The organism is Halosolutus amylolyticus (assembly GCF_023566055.1).
Classification (GTDB): domain Archaea; phylum Halobacteriota; class Halobacteria; order Halobacteriales; family Natrialbaceae; genus Halosolutus; species Halosolutus amylolyticus.
Genome location: NZ_JALIQP010000002.1, coordinates 677,161 through 699,656, shown reverse-complemented (window position 1 = coordinate 699,656; position 22,496 = coordinate 677,161). Strand labels below are relative to the sequence as shown.

Genomic DNA, 22,496 nt, shown 5'->3' with positions numbered 1-22,496 from the left:
AACTATTGCACCGTTTGGGTCCGTCAGGTTGACGTCCGCCCGGTTTCGAGCGCTACGGGCACGCTCATCTTCGCGGGACCGGCGTCGTCGGTCGCACTGCTCATACGGTTTACTGTACGTCATTTCCGGCGCAACCGCCGTCCGGATCGCGGTTGCGCCGGTACATCGGTACAGCAATCCGTATCAGTCGTCCGTCGACCCCGGACGCGCCGCGTCCGGGCCCTCGAGGATCGCCGCGACCAGTTTCTCCTGTGCCGATCGGAGGTGTTCGTGGAACGTCGCGGGGGAGACGTCCAGCGTGGCCGCGATCTCTTCGCCCGAACTGTCGCGGGGCCACTCGAAGTACCCCGCGTAGTAGGCCGTCTCGAGGGCGCTCCGCTGGCGATCGGTCAACTCGTGGGCCAGGTGTGACTGCAGTTGGCCGATCGACGCGTCCGCGGGGGTGACCTGTCGTCGGGCGATGGTTCGGACGCCCGGATAGACCTCCTCGATCGCGTCCGTGACTGCCCTGACGTCGGTGTCCTGGGGGAAGTGAAGCGTGGTGGTATAGGTCCCGTCGTGGAGCGCCGCTGACTCGACGTACCCCCCGTGGGCGTCGATGACCGAGAACATCGGCGGCGACGTGATCTCGAGTTCGAACCGGACCGTCCCGCCCGACTCGTCGAGGGGGGTAACGCGATCCCAGTGGGGAACTGATTCGACCAGTCGTTCGAACTCCGGGAACGTCTCGACTGCGGTGGTCCCGTACTCGAGGTACTGGTCGTCCCCGATGCTGACGACGCGATCGAACTGGACCGACCGATCGGCCATCGACGGGCCGTCGAAGAACTCGACCGCGTCGTCGATGACGAGTTCGAGTTCGATCACCGTCTCGCCGAGCAGGACCCGCTTGCGCTCGTGGGCGGCGATCGCGTGTCCGAGGATCTCGCCGAGTTGGCCGACGACGGTCCGCTCCTCGTCGGTGAACGCCTGACTGCGGGCGCTGGTCACGCCCAGGACGCCGTACAGCGCGCCGTCGTGCGTGATCGGTACTGCGGCCGCGGCCCGGTAGCCGCGTTCTCGGGCGTCGTCCCGCCAGGGTTCGAACTCCGGGTCGGTGAACACGTCGTTCGACACCTGGGTCTCCTGCGTCCGGGCCGCCTGCCCGAGCGGGCCCTGGCCGGCGGGTTCGTCGGGATCGGTCGAGATCGGGATCGACTCGAGATAGCCGTCGACGCCCGCCTCGGCCCTCTTGGAGACCGCTCCGTCGGACGGGTCGACGCCGGCGACGAAGGCGAACTCGTAGGACGGCGAGTCCGCGAGCGAGTCGCAGACGATCCGCTCGAGATCGGCCCGGGTGGAGCCGGTGACGATCGCGTCGTTGAGTTCCCGGACGACGGTGTACACGTGATCGAGTGCGGTCAACCGCTCGCGCTGTCGCTCGAGTTGCCGCTCTCGCTTGCGGGTCTCCGTGACGTCCCGGAGGATCGAGAGGTGTATCCCGGGACGGACGTCGGCGACGGCGTTGCACTCGACGACGCGTTCGTCGCCGTCGGACCGAACGACCGAGAACGAGCCGCGAAACCGACCGTCGTCGAGGAACTGCTCCCACGCCGTTTCGACGTCGTGATCGTCGTGGACGAACTCGATCAGCGATCGGCCTCGGAGTTCCGATCGGCTGGTGTCGAACAGGTCACATGCGGCCGGGTTGGCGGCGACGATCCCGGATTCGTCGCCGACGAGGATCGCGTCGTGTGCGTCCTCGAAGACGGACCGAAACCGCTGGTACCCCGATTCGAGCCCCTCCTCGCGGGCTCGCCACGGCGTTCGATCGGACACGTGAACGGTGACCCCGCTCTCGTCGGGGTAGAGTCGTGCCTCGATCCAGCCGTCGATCGGCGGATGATACGCCTCGACCGTGAACGGGCGCTGGTGCTCCATCGCGCGTTCGTGGGCGGTCCGGAACAGTGCGGGATCGTCGTCCGCGTCCGATGCACCGTCGAGTCCGAGCAGGTCGCGAGCCCCCTCGTTGACGAACGTGTACTGCAGGTCCGCATCGAGCGCGTAGACTCCGTCCCGGATGCGCTCGATCGCTGTCGAGAGCGCCGCCGGTCGGTCTCCGTCGACTCCCGTGGCGTCGCCGGTCGACGACTCCCCTTCCTGTCCCGGTTCCTGCTCGCCGGTGCTCGAGTGACGGCACGTCTCAGGACGGTCGGTACCGTCGGGGTCGGTCCGAACGGTCGCGACGACCCGCTCGGTTCCGTCGGACGGAGTGGTGACCTGCAACTGGTGCGTACACACGATCTCGTCCCCGGCGGCGGTCCGGAGCGTGAGATCGAGCGTGACCCGGGGACCGGCCGAACGCAGATCCGTGGGCCCGCCGTGGTCGTTCTTCGAGGTTTCGTCGGCGTTCTCCACGTTTTCGTGGTCGTCCGTCGCGGTTCCGTCACCGTCGGCCTCTGCCGACCTCCCGGCCGTGTCCTCGCGGCTCGTCTCCACGAGCGTTCGGGCCAGGGTCTCGACGCGATCGACCGCAGCATCGGGATAGACGAGGGACGCGTGTTCCCCCAGGAGGCGATCGTCCTCGTACCCGGTGATCGTGGCGAACGCCTCGTCGACGGCGACGAACTGGTACCGGGAGTCGAGTTCGTAGGACGCCTCGCTGGGAGCCCACAGCGACTCCCGTGCCGACGGCCGGCCCCCCTGACAGCCGGTGGTCGACCATCGTCTGTGCGCTGTCATTACCGTTCACAACGGGTCGCCATGGATAAGGGTACCGGGGGTGAGGCCGAAGGGACGACGATCGCCCGGCGACGCGGGACGGACGGGAGGTCACTGCTCGTCGGTCGCACCCGGATCGATCGATCGGACCAGTTCCGCGATCCGCTCGCGGTCGCGCTCCGGGTCGATCGAGATCTCGCCGTCGATCGACGCGGCGACGTCGGCCGGCATCTCGAGCGGGGTCGTTCCCCCGGCCATGCCGTACGTCGTCTCGGTGGGCCAGACGGCGACGTGGGTCTCGGCCGGGAGCCGATCGGGACCGTCCGCGGCCACCCCGGATGCGATCGGGTAGGACACGTCGAGGACGAACCACCTGCCTTCGGTGCCGTTTGCGGCCTCGAACGCGTGAGTCTCCCGGGTCCCGTCGACGATCAGCCCCTCGTCCTCGATGGTGTCGACGAACTGGCCGCGAGCCTTCGGGGCTGCCATCGAGAACACCGCTCGCGGCGAGACGCCGAGCGACGGGAGCGGTGGCGAAAATTCCAGGTCGACCGCGAACAGCGATCGAAGCGGCACGTCGCTCGCGCCGAGTTCGGCCAGCGTCGAGGCCGTCCCGACGGGTTCGTACAGCGTCGTCTCGGCGGTGATCGAGGCGACCAGGACGGACGTCGTCCCCGTCCGGGTGCCGGCGGGTCGCCACGTCCCGGCCAGTGACGCAGGCAGCGCGATCGTCATTGCGGTCCCGTACGCGCTCGACCCCTTTCCGCTTTCCGCGTGCCGGTTCCGGCCGGCGGTTTCTCGGGACGGAACCCGCGTCTCTCGTACGGTCTGCTGTACCAATGTGCCGGTGCAACCGCGGGATGATCGCGGGTGCACCGGAACCGACGTCCAGTAGTCCGTATCAGTCCGCGCCGAACCCGTCGAAGTAGATCGCCCGCCGTTCGTCGGCAGCGGGCCTGGTGACGAACGAGACGCCGACGGTGACGACGAGCCCGATCGCCATGCCGACGATGCCGGCGGTCCAGCCGGCGTACGTTCCCTGGAACACCGTCGTGACGACCGTCACGAGCGCCGGTGCGAGGCCGCCGAGAAGCGGTGTGAGGAACTCGATCGCCCCGACGAGCGAGTCGACGAAGAGCGTCGAGAGGTAGAACGCCTGGCTACCCACGATTCCAGCCGTAATGCCCGCTCGCGTCGTCCGTCGCCAGTAGAGCGCGACTCCGACGGGCAGTGCGAGCTGTGCGAACCCGCTGAAGGCGGCGTCGCCGAGCTCGAACAGCGTCGCGGGGGTGACGAGACTCGCGGCGAAGGCGGCGGTTGCGAAGACGACGACCCCGACGCGGGCGAGGAGGTCCTCGCGCCGATCCGAGAGGGACCGATCGACGAACGGCCGGTAGAGGTCCCGGGTGAAGTACGACGACCCCGAGAGGAGCATCGAGTCCGAGGAGGACATCATCGCGGCCATCGCGCCGGCGATCACCAGCGCGGCGAACCAGACGGGCGTGAACTCGGCGAGCACCGCGGGAAGGACGTTCCCGCCCTCGGGTACCGCGACGTCTAAGCCGCGGGCCCACGCGCCGAGCATGAACGCCGGGACGAACAGCAGGACACAGAGGATCGGCCAGAGCGCGAACGATCGCTTGAGCACGGTCTTCGATCCAGCGGCGAAGAAGCGCTGGTTCACCTGGGGGAACATCGCGACGCCGAAGCCGATCACGATCGCCGTCGAGAGCATCCACTGTGGTGTGTAGAAGTCCCCACCCAGTGCGAGGTGGCCGGCCGCCTCGGATTCGAGTGCGCCGGTCGCGACGCCGGGGCCGCCCACGACCGCGAGCACCCAGATCGTCGCGATCCACGTCGTGACGAGCATGAATGCTCCCTGGAGGGTGTCGGTCCAGGCGATGCCGCGCATCCCGGCGACGACGACGTAGAGGATCATGAACGCCGTGATCAGCCCCGCGCCGACCGCGTAGGGGACGGCACCCTCCGTCAGGGCCTGCAACGCCGTGCCGGCCCCGACCTGCTGGAGCATCACGTACGGGAACAGCCACAGGAGGCTCACGCCGGCGACCAGGCCGCGGAGCCGTCGGGAGCCGAAGCGATCGCCGAGCATCTCGCCCAGCGTCACGAACCCGTACTGCTGACCCAGCAGCCACTGCTTGTAGCCGATCGCGTACCAGAGAATCGCGAAGATGATCCCGTCCATCAGCCCCATCACGAGGATCCACTCCGGCCCCTGGTGGTAGGCGATGTTCGGCCCGGCGAAGAAGGTAAAGGCCGACAGCAGCGTCGCGAAGGTCGTAAACAGGAGGACGACCGTCCCCAGCGTCCGGCTCGCGAGGTAGAAGTCCTCGGCGGTCCGATCGGTCAGGCGGTAGGCGACCACCCCGATCGACAGCGCCAGCAGGAGGTAGCCGACGATGATCCCGAGCTGGAGTCGCAGGCTCACCGCCGCTCACCTCCGACGCTCGCGTCTCGATTTCGACCGGTGCCGGTCGGTTCCCCGGCGGTTCCGGACGACTTCCCTGCCGATCCGTCGCGTCCGGGTTCGACCCCGATCCCCCACGCCCGCCGGGCGAAGACCCAGAAGACGATCGACGCCAGCAGCATCCAGCCGACGTGCCACCAGAGCCACAGCGGGAGGCCGGCGACGACCGTCGCCGACCCCCACAGGAACCACGGAATCGCCAGCGCGCTGAGGACGATCCCGATCGCGATCCAGCTCCACAGTTCCAGACGGCGCATACTCGCTCGTCGGGTCTCGCGTCGGTAATCCTTTCCCTTTGACGATCGGTGCCACGCCTCACCGGATCCGACGGCGTCGACGCCATCCCCGTCGCAGGCTGGCGATTCGCCAAGCTAAAAGAGCGCTTTCACCGAGGAAAAGGAGTATAAGTGTCGGATAACGAATGGAAGACAACGAGTATGGCCCGTCTGTTTCCCTTCCGGTCCGAGCCCTCGACGCGAGATGGGCAACCGCGCGTCGTCGACCTCGAGGGCGAGGACGCCGACGCCGTCTTCGGGGCACTCTCCTCGACCACGGCGCGCGAGATCTACGCGCGACTCGACGACGAACCCGGGACGCCCAGCGACGTCGCCGACGCGATCGACTCCTCGATCCAGAACGTGCGCTACCACCTCGAGAAACTCGAGGACGCCGGCCTCGTCGAGGTCGTCGACACCTGGTACTCCTCTCGGGGCAACGAGATGAGCGTCTACGCGACTACGGACGGGCCGTTGATCGTCACGAGCGACGAGTCGACGGCCTCGCAGCTGAAGACCGCTATCTCGCGACTGATCGGCGGCATCGGTGCGCTCGCGGGCGGCAGTCTGCTCGTCCAGTACGCGCTCACGCGACAGTTCGGCGGCGTCGACGCTGCTCCCGCCGACGGCGGGGCCGAGCCTGCTGGCGGCGACGAGGAGGACGGCGAGCCGATGAGCGCGACCGAGGACGACGGGGACACCGTAGACGAATCCGCCGACAGCGGTGACGGCAGTGACGGCGAGGACGGCGGTGACGATTTCAGTGCGGAGGAGGTCGAAGACCACTCCGGCGGCGAGACGGAGGACGCGGAGGAAGCGAACGGGGCGGATGCCGGTGATTCGGGTGCGGCGGACGCCGACGACGGGGGGTCCGCCGACCCCGAGTTCGACGTCGATCCGAACGGGTCGGAAAACGCCACCGATCCGAACGGGTTCTTCGAGAACATCGTCGACGGCGGTGTGGAGGGCGTCGAGACGGTCTTCGGGACGATGCCCCCGGGACTGCTCTTCTTCCTCGGGGGACTCGTCGTGTTGCTCGCCGTCACGGCCTACTGGTACTGGTACCGGCCGGCGTACTGACGGCCCGATCGTGCCACAGGTCAACAGCTATTTGCCCGTCACGAGCCACATTCTATGTAAACCGGTTTCCGGACGCACGTATCGTCCCCTCGCGGGGGCGGATCTCCCATGGAAGATACTTCGAAATACCTCATTCACGCGGACGTGACGGCTGACGGGGTCGTCGAGCGGAGCGACGTCGTCGGTGCGATCTTCGGGCAGACCGAAGGCCTGCTCGGCGACGAACTCGATCTCCGCGATCTGCGCCAGTCACAGAAAGTCGGACGCATCGACGTCGACATCTCGAGTGCCGGCGGACAATCACACGGCCACCTCACGATCGCGACCAGCCTCGACAAGGTCGAGACCGCGACGCTGGCCGCCTCGCTCGAGACGATCACCCGCGTCGGGCCCTGCCGGGCCGACGTCGAAGTGACCGAGATCGAGGACGTCAGGGCGGCGAAACGGAAGGAAGTCGTCGATCGCGCGAAGGAACTCCTCCGGACGGGGTTCGACGACACCGTGATGTCGTCCGAGGAGATCCTCGCGGAGGTCCGCCAGCACGTCCGCGTCGAGGACATCACCGAGTACGAGGGGCTGCCCGCCGGCCCGCGCGTGACCGACAGCGACGCCATCATCGTGGTCGAGGGTCGATCGGACGTGCTCACCATGCTCAAGTACGGCATCAAGAACGCCATCGCCGTCGAGGGGACGAACGTCCCCGACGCGGTGGCCGAACTGACCCGTCACCGCACGGTCACGGCCTTCCTCGACGGCGACCGGGGCGGCGACCTCATCCTCGAGGAACTCGCGCAGGTGGGCGACGTCGACTACGTCGCGTTCGCGCCCTCGGGCGAGTCGGTCGAAGAACTCGATCACCACCAGCTGTTCGCCGCCCTCCGGAACAAGGTCCCCTACGACTCCGTCTCCGGGATGAACGAACCCCGCGAGGCGGTCGCCGCAACCGACGGCAGCGCCGCGCCCGCACCGCCGCCGGACGAACCCGCGAGCGCGTCCTCGATCGACGACGGTGGGTCCGAACAGGCCGGCACGGAGGAGCCGGCTCAGGTATCGACGGCGGACGCGGGCGGGGCGGCGACGGCATCACCCGAACCGGGGCCGGTGACACCCGTTCCCGACGCGGGCGACGACCGGGGGACGGCGCCAACCGCGGAGCCGGATGCGGACGCCGACGCGGAGACGACGACCGATCGGTCCGGCGCCCAGGACGAACCGGAGCCCGCCGCCGACGCAGACGCGCCGGAGACGATCTACGACCACGCGACGGCGGTCATCCGCGCCGGCACCGACACGGTCCGGTTCCTCGACGCCGACGCCGAGGTGATCGAGGACGCCCCGGCGAGCGAGGCCTACGGGACCCTCGAGGACCTCGAGACGGTCCCGACGACCGTGCTGCTCGACGAGATTCTCGGCCAGCGACTGCTCGATCTCGCCGCCGATCGGGGCGTCGACCGGATCGTCGCCCGATCGCTCGGACAGTTCACGAAGCGGCCCACAGACGTCCGGATTCACGCGATCGACGACGTCGCGGAGACGGCTCCGGAGACGGAATCGACCTGAGGCTCTCGACCCGTGGCCCCTGTGATCGACTCGCAGTGGCACCCTCAGGCGAGACGTTGATAGGCAGGTGACCACGAGTTCGACGTGCGACGTCCCCTCCGCCAGCGTTCGCCCTCTTCTTGCTCGGGAGCTGGGTACTCGTGGTGTTCGCAGTGACCGCCCAGGCCGGTCGCGACCGGCCCGAGGACGACGACGCCCGCTGGTCGGATGCCCGTTCGACCGTCGGGTCGCTTTCGGACGACTGATCGAGCCGAACTCGACTGCTCGCTGGCGTCGGCGCCTACGGGCCGATCGTCGGTGGATCGGTGCGCGATCGCCGTGGAATCAGCCCTGACGGTCGAGACCGATCGCCTCGGCGTGGGCCGCGACGGCGTCGTCGAGCGCAACCGCGGCGTCGACGAGGATGATGCGATCGGAGTGACGGAGCCGAACGTCGCGTACGGTTTCTGGCCCCGTCTCGGCCTCTCGAATCACCGATCGGACGGTGTCGATCGACAGCCGGGCCGGATCGGCGACGATGCCGTAGGTCACGTTCGTCCGGCCGGTCGACTGGATCTCCACTGCCATCCCGAGTTCGTCCGCGGCCCCGACGACGGTCGGGAGCGGTCCGACCGCCCCGTCGAGCCGGTTCCGCAGTCGCCGCCGAGTGCCGTCTCCGAGATCGGCGGTGACGACCGCGTCTCCGCCCAGAACCGATTCGAGCGCCGTCCCGCCCTGCCGGGCGATCGACGCCGGCCGGCCGGCGCGGGTATCGAGCGTCGCGTCGAGCCGTGCGAGCGCGGCCTCGGCTCCGTCGGCCGCGTAGCTGACAACGAGCGACCCGTCGATCGGCGCGATCGCGAGCCCGTCGTCGGTGACGAACCGTTCGGTCCCGTTCCGGGTCTCCCCGGTGACGCCGCGCCGGGTTCGGTACTCCCGGCGGACGGCGTCGGTCTCGATCGAGCCCGTCGCGACGGCCGTCGCGGCGAGGAGTCGGCCGGCGCTGACGGTCGCCGTCCCGGTGATCCCGTCGCACTGGTCGAGCCCGACGGCGGGGACTCGCTCTTCGATCGCGTTCACGTGCGGTCCGAGCCCGTCCGGTACGCGGGCCGCACGCACCGCTGACCGGGTCGCGGTGCCGGCGATGGTCGTCCCCGATCGAACTGTCCGGCGTCCCCGCGAGCGGTCCCGACGGCGGGTGCCGGTCGCGCGTACCCGATCGACCAGTCCGAGCGCTCCGCCAGCGAATCCCGCCATCGCGCCAACGAACGAACGTCGCGTCGTCATACCCGGACCGTGACGTCGAACCGAGGTAAGTTCCGGCGAGTGTTTTCCGGTTCGGAAAATGCGGTCGGCCGGACTCACCCGAGCACGGCGAAGGAAAGCACGAGCAGGGCACAGATCAGCGCCCCCGACAGCGTCGCGAGGAAGTTCACGCCCTGGTTGCCGAGGACGGTGCCCTCGAGCGTGGCCCCGAGGAGGCTGTCGACGGTCATCCCGACGAACCCGGCCGCCACGATGATCGCGGCCCCGGCGAGGCCGACTTCCGGGAAGAGCGCGTAGGAGATGCCGGCGACGACGGTCGCTCCGACGATTCCGGCGAGTTCCCCTTGCCACGTGACCCCGCCGTCGGTCCCGGGTTCGACGGGTTCGAACGTGGTGATCAGGCGTGGCGCCTCGAAGACGCTGCCGATCTCGCTCGAGAGCGTGTCGCTCATCGCGGTGGCGACCGACCCGGCGAACGCGAAGAGGAACAGGGTCGGATCGGGGTTGCTGGGGAGCAACGCCGCGGAACTGGCGGCGTAGCCGAGCACGGCTCCGAGCGCGACGGCCGCGTTCCCGAGCACGTTGCCGCTTCCACGAGCCCCGTCGTTGTCCTCGGCGACGCCGAGGCGCTCTTTTTTCTCGTAGCGGAACTTCGTCGAGAGGCCGCCGATCGCGAAGAAGGAGATGAGGACGACGAACCAGCCGTAGTTCCCGAGGACGATCGTCAGCAGGCCGAGCAGGATTCCGGTGAGCATCCCCGCGATCGAGGCCGTCTCGAGCGCGTAGGAGGCGTAGCCGAGGGCGACGGTGACTGCCAGTGCGACGAGGATCTCGCCGGTACCAAGCCCGGACTCGAGTTCCGCGAGCAGCCACAGGAGGAGGCCGACCGAGAGCATGACCACCGGATCGTCGTAGAGGAAGAGCACGTCACGCAACAGGGCGGCGAGCAACGCGCCGCTGGCCGCGAGAAAGAGCAGCGTCGGGAGCTGCGACTCGGCGACGGCCGGTCCGTACTCGAAGCTCATCGAGATGGCACCCCCGACCACGGCGGCAGCCGTCGCGAACAGGGAGAACGCGGTCACGTGGACGACGTCGTCGTCCGTCCGGGTTCTCGCGAGCTGTTCGCCGAGGTTCCCGTACCCGATCAGGAGGACGGTCCCGACGAAGACGGTGATCGACAGCGAGAACGTGGTCGCGATGAGGCCCAGCGCGATCCCTGCGAGAACGAACGTGATCAGCCCGTAGAGACGGTTGTCCTCGTAGTCGCCCGGGTAGGCGAGCAGGTCGAAGAGCGGTCCGTCTGTGACGACGAACGCCCCCAGCAGGACGACCGCAGCGATCGGGGCTGCGGCCTGCGGACCGACGATCGGGACGGCGAGCGCGAGCGTACAGAGGATCGCGAAGACGCCTGCCCGCCGAACGGGTGCTGTCACGATATCCGATCCTTTCTGTGGCGGTTACTTGAACCTTCGTGAAGTCGCTCCGAGTGGGTTTTCGAGGCCTTCAGCGGCTCTGACACGTGTCCTCGATCGGTCACCGTTCCGATTGATCGGTTCGCCGACAACCGACGACCCGGGCCTCGCCGTCCGCGGTCAGCGATCGCGCCGTATCGATCGCTCCAGCGCCGGTCGAACCGTCGAGTGGTTCGTACGAACCGACGATCCGTGTCGCCCGAACCCACAACCCGTATGTCACTCGACGGAAAACACCGACTGTGGGCCTGTACGAACGATATCTCGCGTACCGGATCCGTCGCCACGAGGGATCCCTTCCCGAGCACGTCGCGCTGATCATCACCGAACGGGACCTCCTCGAGGAGGGCGCGTACGATACCCTGACGGCCTTCTTCGAGTGGGCGTTCGAGTACGCCTCCCGCGTCACCGTCTACGTGAGCGTGCTCGACTCCGCGGCGGTCCCCACCCTGCGGCGCGAACTCGAGACGATCGACGCGCCGCGGGACGTCGCCGTTCGCGGTCCCGAGGACCGGACGCCCGCCGACGCCCCGATCCAGATCGGCATCGGACTCGGCGGCAAACACGAGTTTACGAGCGCCGTCCGGAACCTCGCCGAGAGCGTCGACGCGGGCGAGCTCGACCCCGATCGGATCGACGACGAACGCGTCGAGGAACACCTGGTCTTCCCCTCCGAACCCGACCTGGTGATCAAGACCGGTGCGGAACGGCTCTCCGATTTCATGATCTGGCAGTCCGTCTACTCGGAACTGTACTTCACCGACGTCAACTGGCGGGACTTCCGCAAGCGGGACTTCCTGCGCGCCGTCCGGGAGTTCTGTAACCGATCGCGGCGGTTCGGCCGGTAGATCACGGCGGTTCGGCCGGTAGATCGCTTCGGTCGCGGGTCGTCCCAAATCGCTCCGATCAGGGCGCGGTCTCGGACTCGATCGTCGGGCGGACGACGGCGAGAAACGCGGCGAACACCCCGACGAGCAAGAGCACGAGTCCGCCTCCGATCGCGACGAACTCGACCCGGGTCGTCTGCTCGGCCGCCGCGGCGGGATGTCGAAGGGCACCGCTCACTGCGAGCACGAGAAAGACGGCGAGGCCGAGCGCGATCGTGCCGGCCCCGGAGGCGAACAGACGGCGGTCCATACTCGAGGTTCGTGGCCGTCCGAGTTGGAGGTTTCGATCGAACCGGTGCTCGATCGGTCAGTCCGCGGCCGCCGTCCCCGACTCGATCGTCTCGAGGTCGTCCTCGTCGGGCCGTTCGGCGGTGGGGAGCGAGTCCCGGAACCGGGTGACGATCGAGCGCGCCTCGGGGAGTTCGGCGTCGCCGACGGCCCCCAGGAGGGCGAGCGCCCGCCTGGCGCGGGTCCGCCGCCAGGACTCTTCCCGGGATTCGTAGGTGCGGATCCCCCGGAGGAAGTCGGTCTTCGAGAACTCCGGCCAGTAGGGCGTGCAGAAGAAGACGGCGGCCTCGTTGCCGTTGGCGTGCCACGGCAGGAAGTTCGAGGTGCGCTCGTCGCCGCCGGTCCGGATGATCAGGTCGACGTCCCGGACCGGGTCGTCGTACAGTCGCCGTTCGATCGTCTCCACGTCGATCTCGTCGGGATCGATCGACCCCGCTTCGACGTCGGCGGCGACGCCCCGGGCCGCCTCGAGTAACTGCGAGCGACCGCCGTAGGCGAGTGCGATGTTGAGCACGAACTCGTCGTAGCCGCGGGTACGCCGTTCGGCGTAGTCGACGGCGTCCCGGACCCGCTCGGGCAACTGGTCGACGGCGCCGAGCGCGCGGATGCGGACCTCGTTCTCGTGGACGCGATCGGCGTCGGCGAACTCCCGGAGTTTCTCCTCGAGTAGATCGAACAGGGCCTCCCGCTCCTCGGGCGGGCGCTCGAAGTTCTCCGTCGAGAAGGCGTAGAGGGTCAGTTCCTCGACGCCGATATCCTGGCACCACTCGAGGACCTGTTCGGTCGTCCGGGCACCGGCGCGGTGGCCCGCCGTCTCGTCCTCGCCCTTCCGGCGGGCGTACCGTCGATTGCCGTCCTGGATCACTGCGACGTGGGTCGGCGCGCCGGAGATCTCTCTGGTGAGCAATTGCTCGTAGGCAGCGTCGACGCGCTGGCGGAGCCACCGCTTCATCGGTCCATTTGACGACGTCAATGACTATGTGTCTTGTGTGTCACTCCACGACAGTGATAACGAGGACCACACCGCGAGCGGAACCCCCCAGCCGCCGAACGGAGCCACGAAGACCCGTCAAATGACGTGTCTCCGGCCGCTCTGGAATCGTGACGGCTATCCGTCCGGGTCCCGTCGACCCGACCAATGCCAGACGCAATCGACGACGACCTCTACCAGCGAACGAAGGCGCTGCTGGAACCCGGCGACATCGAACTCAACGGCGCGATCGTCCACACCGACTACGACGGTCAGGCGGACGTCCAGATGATGCAGGCGACGATCGACGTCGGCGACGTCATCGCCGAACACGCGGGCCACGACCCGAAAGACTGCTTCGTCTACTCGGGGAACGACGACACCGACTTCTCGTCGAACCAGCACCAGGGTCTGACCCTCGACGACGAGGAATTCGTCTGGGAGTGCCAGCAACTCCTGCGCGAGGGCAGTTTCGACATCGTCATCTACTACGAGGCGAGCGCCGACCACGAGGCGATCCTCGAGGACGTCCGGGACCTCGGCTTCGAGGTCACCGGCGTCGAAGGGGAGTAACCGATCGATCGCGGCGGCCGATTTTCCGGGCGTCACGTTCCCCTGCCGCTCGCAGGCAGATCCTGATTGTCCGTCCGGACCGTCCTGTCACGAGGATCCCGATCGGGGGGAGATCCCGGTTCGCTTATGCACCGCGACTCCTGACCATCTCGTATGAGCACGGCCGTCGACCTCACGGATCGCGAACGGGCTGTCGTCAACGCCTTCCAGGGCGGGTTCCCAGTCGTCGATCGTCCCTTCGACGCCGCCGCGGCCGCCATGCGCGATCGCGGGGTCGACATCGACGCGACGTCGCTACTCGAGACGATCCGCGACCTCGACGAGCGAGGCGTTCTCTCGCGGTTCGGCCCGCTCGTGAACGCCCAGGAGATCGGCGGGGCGGCGACGCTCGTCGCGATGCACGCCCCCGAGGACCGGTTCGACGAGGTCGTCGAGCAGGTCAACGCCTACCGCGAGGTCGCGCACAACTACGAGCGCGAGCACCCCCACCTGAACGTCTGGTTCGTCGTCTCGGTCGCGGACGAGGATCGGGTCCGGGAGGTGCTCGACGCGATCGAGGCCGAGACCGGCCAGGAGACGTACAACCTGCCGAAACAGCGGGAGTTCCGCGTGGAGGCCAAGTTCTACGTCGACGGTCCCTTCGACGGCTCGGACGGGGACCCTGCGGGAATCGACTGTCGCGATCTGGGCCCCGACGTCTCCCCGAGCGACGCGGCGACGCTGTCGCCGGCCGAACGCGACCTCGTCCTCGAGATCCAGGACGGCCTCCCGCTCTCCGAGACGCCCTACGCCGACGTCGCCGACGCGATCGATCGCGATCCCGCGTGGACTCGCGAGACGATCAACCGGTTCGATCGCGAGGGGAAGATCCGGCGGATCGGCGTCGTCCCGAACCACTACGCGCTGGGCTACACGGAGAACGGGATGACGGTCTGGAACGTCCCGGACGACGTCGTGAGCGAGGTCGGACCGGCGGTCGCCTCGCTCCCGTTCGTGACCCACTGTTACGAGCGACCGCGCCACGAGGGCGTCTGGCCGTACAACTTCTTCGCGATGACCCACGGCCGCAGCGAGGCCGAGAGCGACCGCCGGATCGAACGGGTTCGCGAGACGATGGCCGACTACTGGGACGTGACCGACGACGACTGGGACTCGCTGTTCTCGACGCAGATCCTGAAGAAGACCGGCATTCGGCTGGACGAGCGTGCCGAAGCGAACACGACTGCCGACCCCCGATAAGGACACCAGTTCACGAAATGTTCCCGCGACTCCAGAACACGAAATGATTCCGCTACTGCACGACTTCACCGGCGCGAGGGTCCTCGTCTTCGGCGGCGGACCGGTCGGTGCACGCAAGGCCCGCCGGTTCGCCCGCGAAGCCGAGGTGGTGGTCGTCAGTCCCGCCTTCGCCGATCGGGACTTCGGCGATTCCGAACGGGTCCGGGCCGCACCGGACCCCGCAGACGTCGCGAACTGGATCGATCGGGTTGACCCGGCGCTTGTCGTCGCGGCGACGGACGACGAAGCGGTCAACGCGGCGATCGCCGACGCGGCCCGGGAGCGAGGGATCCTGGTCAACCGGGCGGACGAGTCCGGTGGCCGCGACCCTGGAAGCGTCGTCGTCCCGGCGACGATCCGCGAGGATCCGGTCGTCGTCGCGGTCGCCACCGGCGGTCGGGCCCCCGCACTGAGCAAGTACCTCCGGGGGGAACTCGAAGAAACCCTTTCGGGTGCCGGCGAGATGGCCACGGTCTGCTCGGCGCTCCGATCGGAACTCAAAGCGCGGGACGTGGCGCCGACGCGCAGGCGCGAAATCGTGACCGACGTCGTCACGTCGCCGGATATTTGGACAGCTTTACGTACCGGTACTTCCAATTGTCCGCAAGTGATCGAGGACGTGCTCGGTGAGGAGTCGACGACGGACGGTGATCGGCCGTGAGATCGGCCGGGGTCGTCACGGCCGCTCGCGTGACCCACCAGAGCGGCAGCGTCGACGATCTCGCTGCCGCGACCCCCGACAGCCAGCGTGCTGGCGTCTCCGGACTGCTCGCGATCCCGGAGATCGACGAGGCGTTCGTGCTCTCGACGTGCAACCGCGTCGAGGCCTACGTCGTCGGGGCGGACGCGGCCGTCGGACGGGCCGCCCTCGAGGAGTTCTTCGCGTCGATCGACGACGACGCGATCGTGGTGACGGATCACGACGAGAGTCTACGACACCTGCTTCGCGTCGCGGCCGGACTCGAATCGGTCGTCCTGGGCGAGGACCAGATCATCGGCCAGGTCCGGACGGCCTACGAGGACGCCCGCGCCGAGGGCGGAATCGGGTCGATGCTCGAGGCAGCCGTCACCAAGGCGATCCACGTCGGCGAGCGCGCACGCACGGAGACCGCCATCAACGAGGGCGTCGTCTCGCTCGGCTCGGCGGCCACGAAACTCGCCGCGACCGAGGTCCGACTCGAGGGCGCGACCGCGCTGGTCGTCGGCGCCGGCGAGATGGGACGGCTCGCCGCCCGCAGTCTCGCGGACGCCGGCGCGGACGAGATCGTCGTCGCCAACCGGACCGTCTCCCACGCCGACCACCTCGCGGCGGAACTCGACGCCGAGACCAGCGTCGCCCCGCTCGAGGCACTCGGGAGCGTCGCGACCGAGGCGGACGTCGTCGTAACCGCGACCGGGAGCGACGATCCCGTCCTCGAACCTCGCCACCTCGCGACCGACGAGGACGACCTGGACGCCGTACGCGAGGCGGCCGAGTCCGGCGCTCCGATCGAGAGGCGGGCAAACGACGCGGCGGCCGACGCTGCCGACCCCGATTCGGAGCGGGTAATCGTCGATCTCGGCCAGCCCAGGGACGTCGCGCCCGCGACGGGATCACTCGACTCCGTGGCGGTCTACGACCTGGACGATCTCGAGTCGATCACCGAGGAAACACGGTCCCAGCGGTCCGACGCGGCGCGCGAGGTCGAGTCGATGATCGACCACGAGTTCGAGTTGCTCTGTGACCAGTACAAACGGGCCCGCGCGGACGAGGTCATCGCCGCGATGTACGAGTCCGCCGAACGGCTCAAGCAACGCGAACTCGAGACGGCCCTCTCGCGACTCGGCGACGACCTCTCCGAGGAGCAACGCGAGATCGTCGAGGCGATGGCCGACTCGCTGGTCAGCCAGTTGCTCGCGCCGCCGACGAAGAGCCTCCGGGAGGCCGCGGCCGAGGACGACTGGAGCACGATCAACACGGCCCTGCAACTGTTCGATCCCGATTTCGGCGACGACGGCCCCCTGGCTCCCGCGTCCGTCGTGGAACCGTTCGTCACCGAGCGCTCCGACGCCGGACTCGGCGCGATCGACGACGACTGAGACGGTCCCCTGTACCGAGGTACCGGCGCACTCACACGGCGGGTCGCGGGTGCGGCGGCTCTAACTGACAGGAGTTCGTATGCCGCTCGACCGATCGGGCCACGGACCGGCGATCTCGGACCTGCGTCGAATGTGTACGAGGCACAATCGTTATTTGATTGGCTTGCGTTCGGCCGCACATGGCCGACCTGCTTTCCGACGACGAGATCGCCGACCGGCTGCCCGACGCGTGGGATCGCGAGGGTGACGAGGTCGTTCGAACCTACGAGTTCGACGACTACCTTCGCGGCGTCAACTTCGCCCAGATGGTCGGCGAGATCGCCGAAGCGCAGTTTCACCATCCCGAGATCGTCATCCGCTACGAGGAGGTCGAGATCCGATTGACCTCCCACGAGGCCGGCGGGATCACGGACGACGACGTCGAGATGGCCGACCTGATCGAGTCCGAGCGCGACGCCTGATACGGTCTGCTGTACCGATGTCCCGGTGCAACCGCAGGGTGGTCGCGATTGTACCGGAACGACGTACAGTAGACCGTATGACCATCGGACGCCCGTATCGAGTCAGATGAACGGACAGTACGTCTTCCGTGTGACGCTCCGTCTCGAGTCGTCACGGGACGCGATCACCATCGATCCGGCGACTGATGAGACGACGGTCACGCTATCCCGCGAGGCGCCGGAACCCGGTACGGCGGGCTGGCTGTTCTTCCGGAATACGCTCTGGCGCGGCGAGATCGGCGACGACGAGTACGGCCGGGAACTCGCCGCGGAGTGGCTCGACGTGTCTCCCGATCGAATCGAATCGGTCTCGTTTCGCGAACTTCAGGTCGACGATGCGTACTTCGAGGCGTTGAAAGACGAGATCGCGGCCGATCTCGACGCGTTCAACGCCGAAACCGTCTCGGAGGTCCTCTCGAAGTACCTCGGTTCGAGTATCCGGGTCACCGGCAGTGACACGTAAGCGATAACCATTTACTTGAGAATCCCGTATATCTGTGTCCCGATGGTCTCCGAGTACGACTTCTGGCTGCTCGATCTCGACGGAACGCTCGTCGACGTCGAGTGGTCGTACACCCGGGAGGTGTTCGATCGGGTCGGCGATCGGCTCGGTCGCGGGTTCACCGATCGGGAAGCCGAGATCCTCTGGCACGGCCTGACCGGGTCCCGCGATCACCAGCTCCTGGAGTGGGGCGTCGATCCCGACGCGTTCTGGACGGCGTTTCACGAGGAGGAAGATCCGCTCGTCCGTGCCGAACAGACCTATCTCCACGACGACGCCGCGTTCGTCGCGAACCTCGACGAACCGGTGGGACTCGTCACTCACTGCCAGGAGTTCCTCTGTGAGCCCGTGCTGGACAATCTCGGCATCCGCGACTGGTTCGACGCTCGCCTCTGCTGTACCGAAGAGACCGGCTGGAAGCCCGATCCGGATCCCGTCCAGTCGGTCATGCACGATCTGGGCGTCGCACACAACGGTCACCGTGGCGTGCTGGCTGGTGACGGCTCCTGTGACGTCGGTGCCGCGTGGAACGCCGGGCTCGACGCGATTCACGTCGAACGGTTCGGCCACGATCGGCGCGGCCGGTGCGTGCTCGGGGACTACCGCGTACAGTCGTTCGACGAACTGTACTGACCGTCGAAACGCCGCGGTCGACGGCCGAACGTGCGATCGCCGCCCGGGTTAGGGCGGATTCGTCGCGGGCTGTAACTCCTCGTCGACCAGCGTCTCGTAGGCCCGTCGCAGCCGTTCCGAGAGCGCCTGGTGAGAGATTCCGAGTTCGGACGCGAGTTCCTCCATCGAGATGTCCCGCGGAATCTCGAAGTAGCCCCGCTCGAGTGCGGCCTCGAGTGCCTCCCGCTGCTGGGGGGTCAGCTGCGTCTCCGTCCCGGCGGCGTTCGAGACGTCGGTCACCCGCCGCAGGTCGACGGTGACGCCGCGATCGACGAGCCGGTCGTGGACGGCACAGAGGGTCTCTCGATCGTGATACCGGACCCTGACCTGCCACCAGCCGTCGGTGCCCCACGCCTCGAGCAGGGAGCCGCCGTCGGCGAGCAACTGGTCGCACAGGGTCATCGTCCCGTTCGTAAACGTCACGTCGTAGAGCAACCGGTCCCCCGCTTCGACGAGCAGTTCGTGCGCCTCGATCGACGGATCCGCCTCGAATGCGGCCGCAGTCGCAGTGTGGTCGACCCCGGATACCCAGAGGCAGGGACGCGTCCGGGAGACGGCCGATTCGAGTTCGACCGTCGCTTCGGGAACGCGGTCGAAGACGACCGCCAGGGTCGTATCCGGCGCTGGGAGCCGGAACTCGGCTATGGTCGACATCACGACTCGTACACCGCGATCACGTAAAAATCGCTGTCGAGGCGATCGTGACAGTCGCTACTGTTGATACCCGTCCGTCTCCAGCGTCCGGGCGAGTTCCCGGACGCCCGGTTTCTCGCGCCGGTCCGGGTTCGCGAGGACGCGGACTGGCTGGTCGTCGATCGGGACGAACCCGAGGTCGAGCCGATCCGCAGTCGTGCGGAGCCCGAGGCCGGCGTCGGCGTCGCCGGCGGCGACGTTTCTGGCGGGGCTCTCGTGGGCCCGCAGCCCGAGGTCGAAGCCGTCGATCGCGTCGACGAGGTCGTGACGGGTCGTCCCGCGTTCGTCGGCGAGATCGGCGATCGCCGCCCCCAGGCTCGTCCGGAGGCCGGAGTCGGTCGTCCGGTTGACGAACCGGAGGTCCCGATCGATCAGATCGGCGAGCCCCTCGATCTCAGCCGGATTGCCCGGGCGGACGATCAGCCCCCACTCCCGGTCCCAGCGCCCGAGTTCGACCGTTCCGGTCGCGCGCTCGCCGGCGTGCTCCGCTTCGGCTGTAGCCGCCCCGTGCCGATCGATCGGGCCGGCGACGACCGCGACGTCGGGAACGCCCTCCCGGAGCCGTCGGCGGCCGGGTCGCGTGCCGACCGCGAGGTACCGCGGGTTCTCGAGCCGGTCGAGGAGTCGGTTGAGGGTTGGATCGTCCTCGCCGACCCCGAGCAGCGTCGGCGGGCGGACGTCCGGCGAGAAGAGGTGAACGGTGACGGACTCACCCTCGTCGAGGTAGTCGGTCCCGGGGTCGACCTCGACGACGCCGTCCGCCTCGGCGAGGCTCGTCGTCGCGCCGCTACCCTTGTCGACGGGGTAGACGAGCGTCTCGCCGTCGCCGTCGGTCACTACTCCGACCGGCATCAGCCGGAGCCGTCCCTCGGCGTAGCGCTCCTGTCTGGCCATCCGGCCCTCGACGGTCGCCGCCTCGGGTTCGGGAAGCCCCGCGGCCTCGCGGATCGCGGGGGCGACGAACGTCCGGAAGACCATCATCGCGGAGACGGGGTAGCCCGGGAGGCCGACGTACGCGGACTGGCCGGAAGACGACCGTTGCTCGTCTTCCGAGCCGTCCGAGCGTGGCGCGGAGACGTCCAGTCGCCCGACGAGCATCGGCTTCCCCGGCTTGACCGCCACGCCGTGGAGGAGCAACTTCCCTTGCTCCTCGATCACGCGGTAGATGACGTCGACCGCGCTCGCGCTGGTCGACCCCGAGGAGAGCACGAGGTCGCACTCCTCGGTGGCCTCCCGGAGGAGTCGCTCCATCTCGTCCTGGTCGTCGCCGGCGTGGGGGTAGAGGACGGCCTCGCCGCCGGCATCCTCGACCCCCGCGGCGATCGTGTAGCTGTTGACGTCGTAGATCTCGCCGCGATCGCTGTCGACGGGTTCGCCGGGCCGAACGAGTTCGTCCCCGGTCGAGACGATGCCGACCCGGGGCCTGGCCCTGACCGGGACCTCGTCGATCCCGAGCGCCGAGAGCAGGCCGATATCCCGGGGCGTGATCCGCGTTCCCGGGCCGAGCGCGCGCTCGCCCGCGGCGACGTCCGCCCCGGCGAACATGACGTTGTCCCCGGGCGCGACGGCCGTTCGGACGAGCACGTCGTCGCCCTCCGTATCGGTTCGTTCGACGGGAACCATCGCGTCCGCGCCCGTCGGCATCACTGCGCCCGTCGAGATCTCGACGGCCTCGCCCTCGCCGACCTCGATCGCCGGTTCCTCGCCGGCGTGTACCTCGTCGGTCACGGTCAGGCGCGCCGGATCCGCCTCGTCGGCCCCGAACGTGTCTTTCGCCCGGAGGGCGTAGCCGTCCAGGCTCGCCCGATCGAACCCCGGCACGTCGAGTTCGGCGTCGAGACGGGCGACGAGCACCCGTCCGCGCGCGTCGTCGAGCGGGACGCGTTCGACGCCGCCCTCGAGCGAGAGCGACCCGATCGCCTCGCGCGCCTCGTCCGGAGATGCGAGATCGCGAAACTCCTTTCGGTCCATACCGGCCCTTCGCGCGCCGGGAGTAAAAACGTCGGTCGGATCGGGTCGGCCGGTCGATCGGACCGACTGAGATATGTTCGCAGACGACAACGATTAAGCCCTCGCTCGATACACACCGTGATATGTCACGACTCGCCGACCGCGATCGGGAGCGGATCGCCGCCCTGTTCGATCGCCAACTCGAACTCGGACTCCACCACGGCGCACAACTGGCCGTCTACGTCGACGGCGAGGCGGTACTCGACCTGGCCGGCGGCGTGACGGGGCCCGACGGCGAGGAGACGACGAGGACGCAGCGACACGTCCTCTTCTCCTCGACGAAACCCTACGCGGCCGTCACGCTACACACCCTCGTCGACGAGGGCGAACTGTCGTACGACGATCGCGTTGTCGATCACTGGCCCGAGTTCGCCGATTCGGGGACGGAGAAGGCCGAGATCACGGTGCGGCAGGTGCTCAGCCACACCGCCGGACTCACGCAGGGCGAGATCGACGAGCGCCCCGATCTCTGGGACGACTGGGACGCCTGCGTCGAGCGGATCGAGGCGATGGAGCCAGTATTCTCGCCGGGCGAGCGGCCGGCGTACCACCCGCTCACGTTCGGCTGGCTGGTCGGGGAACTCGTGCGCCGGGTAGCGGGGACGCCGATCGAGGACGCCGCACGGGAGCGCGTCTTCGAGCCGCTGGGGATGGACGACACCGGGATCGGCCTTCGCGACGACGAGGACGACGACGTGGCCACCCTCGTCGCCTTCGAGGCGTTCGATCGCTGTCGCGACCCCGGAGAGGGACTCGGCGACCACACCGAAGTTGCGGCCCCGTTCAACACCGAAGCGGTCCACCGGTCCGTCATCCCCGCCGCGACTGGTCTCGGGACCGCTCGCGACATGGCTCGGTTCTACGCCTGTCTCGCGAACGGCGGCGAACTCGACGGGACCCGGCTCCTCTCGGCCGAGACCGTCGCGGAGATGACGGCACTCGAGGCCGAGACGGACGCGGACGGTACGCTCGGCCGCCCGGGGCGGTTCGCGCTCGGCTTCTGGAAGGGCGGCACGACGGCCGACCCCTACGGCTCGCTCACCCCCGAGTACGTGTTCGGCCACGCCGGCCTCGGGAGCAGCGTCGGCTGGGCCGACCCCGAGGCGAACGTGGGCTTCTCGTACGTGACCAACGGCGTGCGAGAGGGATCGTACGAGCACGTCGCCCGCGTGCGACAGCTGGCGGACGCGGTTCGGGTGGCGCTCCAGTGACAGTCGTCGGTCG

The 22,496-nt window shown here is 68.4% G+C and carries 21 protein-coding genes; 11 read left to right on the top strand and 10 right to left on the bottom strand.

Annotation, left to right across the window (positions count from 1 at the left end; all coding sequences use genetic code 11):
- Positions 1-183: 183 nt before the first annotated feature.
- From MUN73_RS09890 to MUN73_RS09875, 4 genes are all read right to left on the bottom strand, one after another.
- Entirely contained in the window at positions 184-2,721 is a 2,538-nt protein-coding gene (locus MUN73_RS09890) for a bacterio-opsin activator domain-containing protein (protein ID WP_321575760.1), read from the bottom strand.
- A 90-nt stretch (positions 2,722-2,811) separates the two neighbouring features.
- The gene (locus tag MUN73_RS09885; RefSeq protein WP_250140298.1) at positions 2,812-3,435 is read right to left on the bottom strand and encodes a DUF6517 family protein; all 624 of its coding nucleotides are present in this window, start codon (positions 3,433-3,435) and stop codon (positions 2,812-2,814) included.
- Positions 3,436-3,601: 166 nt separating this feature from the next.
- The gene (locus tag MUN73_RS09880) at positions 3,602-5,149 is read right to left on the bottom strand and encodes a sodium:solute symporter family protein (RefSeq protein WP_250140297.1); all 1,548 of its coding nucleotides are present in this window, start codon (positions 5,147-5,149) and stop codon (positions 3,602-3,604) included.
- Positions 5,146-5,445 carry a DUF3311 domain-containing protein gene (locus MUN73_RS09875; RefSeq protein WP_250140296.1) on the bottom strand — a complete coding sequence of 100 codons (300 nt, stop codon included), beginning with the start codon at positions 5,443-5,445 and terminating at the stop codon, positions 5,146-5,148. The genes MUN73_RS09880 and MUN73_RS09875 overlap by 4 nt, the downstream gene beginning before the upstream one ends.
- A gap of 180 nt (positions 5,446-5,625) precedes the next feature.
- Between MUN73_RS09875 and MUN73_RS09870 the strand changes: the two genes are divergently transcribed.
- Positions 5,626-6,543, top strand: coding sequence for a helix-turn-helix domain-containing protein (locus tag MUN73_RS09870; RefSeq protein WP_250140295.1), 918 nt, complete (start codon positions 5,626-5,628; stop codon positions 6,541-6,543).
- A 108-nt stretch (positions 6,544-6,651) separates the two neighbouring features.
- On the top strand, positions 6,652-8,103 hold the full coding sequence (gene dnaG / locus MUN73_RS09865; RefSeq protein WP_250140294.1) for a DNA primase DnaG: 1,452 nt from the start codon (positions 6,652-6,654) through the stop codon (positions 8,101-8,103).
- Between the two features lie 324 nt (positions 8,104-8,427).
- Here the strand turns inward: dnaG and MUN73_RS09860 are convergent, their stop codons facing one another.
- Both MUN73_RS09860 and MUN73_RS09855 read right to left on the bottom strand, forming a co-directional pair.
- Positions 8,428-9,369, bottom strand: coding sequence for a hypothetical protein (locus MUN73_RS09860; RefSeq protein WP_250140293.1), 942 nt, complete (start codon positions 9,367-9,369; stop codon positions 8,428-8,430).
- A 74-nt stretch (positions 9,370-9,443) separates the two neighbouring features.
- Complete coding sequence (locus tag MUN73_RS09855) at positions 9,444-10,781, bottom strand: DUF92 domain-containing protein (protein WP_250140292.1); 1,338 nt, start codon at positions 10,779-10,781, stop codon at positions 9,444-9,446.
- A 281-nt stretch (positions 10,782-11,062) separates the two neighbouring features.
- Between MUN73_RS09855 and MUN73_RS09850 the strand changes: the two genes are divergently transcribed.
- A complete protein-coding gene (locus MUN73_RS09850; protein ID WP_250140291.1) occupies positions 11,063-11,668 on the top strand; it encodes an undecaprenyl diphosphate synthase family protein in 606 nt (201 codons plus the stop codon).
- A gap of 58 nt (positions 11,669-11,726) precedes the next feature.
- On the opposite strand, the gene MUN73_RS09845 is transcribed toward MUN73_RS09850, so the two are convergent.
- Positions 11,727-11,957, bottom strand: a complete 231-nt coding sequence (locus tag MUN73_RS09845) for a hypothetical protein (RefSeq protein WP_250140290.1) — start codon at positions 11,955-11,957, stop codon at positions 11,727-11,729.
- Positions 11,958-12,014: 57 nt separating this feature from the next.
- Entirely contained in the window at positions 12,015-12,947 is a 933-nt protein-coding gene (uppS, locus tag MUN73_RS09840) for a polyprenyl diphosphate synthase (RefSeq protein WP_250140289.1), read from the bottom strand.
- A gap of 186 nt (positions 12,948-13,133) precedes the next feature.
- On the opposite strand from uppS, the gene MUN73_RS09835 reads away from it, so the two are divergent.
- From MUN73_RS09835 to MUN73_RS09805, 7 genes are all read left to right on the top strand, one after another.
- The gene (locus MUN73_RS09835; RefSeq protein WP_250140288.1) at positions 13,134-13,538 is read left to right on the top strand and encodes a DUF5778 family protein; all 405 of its coding nucleotides are present in this window, start codon (positions 13,134-13,136) and stop codon (positions 13,536-13,538) included.
- A 153-nt stretch (positions 13,539-13,691) separates the two neighbouring features.
- A complete protein-coding gene (gene ahbB / locus MUN73_RS09830) occupies positions 13,692-14,777 on the top strand; it encodes a siroheme decarboxylase subunit beta (protein WP_250140287.1) in 1,086 nt (361 codons plus the stop codon).
- Between the two features lie 43 nt (positions 14,778-14,820).
- Entirely contained in the window at positions 14,821-15,477 is a 657-nt protein-coding gene (locus MUN73_RS09825) for a precorrin-2 dehydrogenase/sirohydrochlorin ferrochelatase family protein (RefSeq protein WP_250140286.1), read from the top strand.
- Positions 15,474-16,895 carry a glutamyl-tRNA reductase gene (gene hemA / locus MUN73_RS09820; protein ID WP_250140285.1) on the top strand — a complete coding sequence of 474 codons (1,422 nt, stop codon included), beginning with the start codon at positions 15,474-15,476 and terminating at the stop codon, positions 16,893-16,895. The genes MUN73_RS09825 and hemA overlap by 4 nt, the downstream gene beginning before the upstream one ends.
- Before the next feature lie 179 nt (positions 16,896-17,074).
- Entirely contained in the window at positions 17,075-17,356 is a 282-nt protein-coding gene (locus MUN73_RS09815; protein ID WP_250140284.1) for a 4a-hydroxytetrahydrobiopterin dehydratase, read from the top strand.
- A 106-nt stretch (positions 17,357-17,462) separates the two neighbouring features.
- Positions 17,463-17,858 (top strand): LWR-salt protein, encoded by a 396-nt coding sequence (gene lwrS, locus MUN73_RS09810; protein WP_250140283.1) that lies wholly within the window; start codon positions 17,463-17,465, stop codon positions 17,856-17,858.
- Between the two features lie 42 nt (positions 17,859-17,900).
- Positions 17,901-18,530 (top strand): HAD family hydrolase, encoded by a 630-nt coding sequence (locus MUN73_RS09805; RefSeq protein ID WP_250140282.1) that lies wholly within the window; start codon positions 17,901-17,903, stop codon positions 18,528-18,530.
- 48 nt (positions 18,531-18,578) lie between these two features.
- Here MUN73_RS09805 and MUN73_RS09800 read toward each other — a convergent pair whose 3' ends face one another.
- Both MUN73_RS09800 and MUN73_RS09795 read right to left on the bottom strand, forming a co-directional pair.
- On the bottom strand, positions 18,579-19,223 hold the full coding sequence (locus MUN73_RS09800) for a helix-turn-helix domain-containing protein (RefSeq protein ID WP_250140281.1): 645 nt from the start codon (positions 19,221-19,223) through the stop codon (positions 18,579-18,581).
- A gap of 57 nt (positions 19,224-19,280) precedes the next feature.
- Positions 19,281-21,233 carry a molybdopterin biosynthesis protein gene (locus tag MUN73_RS09795; protein ID WP_250140280.1) on the bottom strand — a complete coding sequence of 651 codons (1,953 nt, stop codon included), beginning with the start codon at positions 21,231-21,233 and terminating at the stop codon, positions 19,281-19,283.
- Positions 21,234-21,355: 122 nt separating this feature from the next.
- Here MUN73_RS09795 and MUN73_RS09790 point away from each other — a divergent pair, with 122 nt between their 5' ends.
- Positions 21,356-22,483: a serine hydrolase domain-containing protein gene (locus MUN73_RS09790; protein ID WP_250140279.1), complete on the top strand. Its 1,128-nt coding sequence runs from the start codon at positions 21,356-21,358 to the stop codon at positions 22,481-22,483.
- Positions 22,484-22,496: the final 13 nt, after the last annotated feature.

Excerpts from the sequence above, each read along its gene's own strand:
- MUN73_RS09890 (WP_321575760.1), bottom strand. The coding sequence starts at position 2,721 with ATGACAGCGCACAGACGATGGTCGACCACCGGCTGTCAGGGGGGCCGG.
- MUN73_RS09885 (WP_250140298.1), bottom strand. The coding sequence starts at position 3,435 with ATGACGATCGCGCTGCCTGCGTCACTGGCCGGGACGTGGCGACCCGCC.
- MUN73_RS09875 (WP_250140296.1), bottom strand. The coding sequence starts at position 5,445 with ATGCGCCGTCTGGAACTGTGGAGCTGGATCGCGATCGGGATCGTCCTC.
- MUN73_RS09870 (WP_250140295.1), top strand. The coding sequence starts at position 5,626 with ATGGCCCGTCTGTTTCCCTTCCGGTCCGAGCCCTCGACGCGAGATGGG.
- dnaG (WP_250140294.1), top strand. The coding sequence starts at position 6,652 with ATGGAAGATACTTCGAAATACCTCATTCACGCGGACGTGACGGCTGAC.
- MUN73_RS09860 (WP_250140293.1), bottom strand. The coding sequence starts at position 9,369 with ATGACGACGCGACGTTCGTTCGTTGGCGCGATGGCGGGATTCGCTGGC.
- MUN73_RS09845 (WP_250140290.1), bottom strand. The coding sequence starts at position 11,957 with ATGGACCGCCGTCTGTTCGCCTCCGGGGCCGGCACGATCGCGCTCGGC.
- uppS (WP_250140289.1), bottom strand. The coding sequence starts at position 12,947 with ATGAAGCGGTGGCTCCGCCAGCGCGTCGACGCTGCCTACGAGCAATTG.
- MUN73_RS09835 (WP_250140288.1), top strand. The coding sequence starts at position 13,134 with ATGCCAGACGCAATCGACGACGACCTCTACCAGCGAACGAAGGCGCTG.
- ahbB (WP_250140287.1), top strand. The coding sequence starts at position 13,692 with ATGAGCACGGCCGTCGACCTCACGGATCGCGAACGGGCTGTCGTCAAC.
- MUN73_RS09825 (WP_250140286.1), top strand. The coding sequence starts at position 14,821 with ATGATTCCGCTACTGCACGACTTCACCGGCGCGAGGGTCCTCGTCTTC.
- MUN73_RS09815 (WP_250140284.1), top strand. The coding sequence starts at position 17,075 with ATGGCCGACCTGCTTTCCGACGACGAGATCGCCGACCGGCTGCCCGAC.
- lwrS (WP_250140283.1), top strand. The coding sequence starts at position 17,463 with ATGAACGGACAGTACGTCTTCCGTGTGACGCTCCGTCTCGAGTCGTCA.
- MUN73_RS09805 (WP_250140282.1), top strand. The coding sequence starts at position 17,901 with ATGGTCTCCGAGTACGACTTCTGGCTGCTCGATCTCGACGGAACGCTC.
- MUN73_RS09800 (WP_250140281.1), bottom strand. The coding sequence starts at position 19,223 with ATGTCGACCATAGCCGAGTTCCGGCTCCCAGCGCCGGATACGACCCTG.
- MUN73_RS09795 (WP_250140280.1), bottom strand. The coding sequence starts at position 21,233 with ATGGACCGAAAGGAGTTTCGCGATCTCGCATCTCCGGACGAGGCGCGC.
- MUN73_RS09790 (WP_250140279.1), top strand. The coding sequence starts at position 21,356 with ATGTCACGACTCGCCGACCGCGATCGGGAGCGGATCGCCGCCCTGTTC.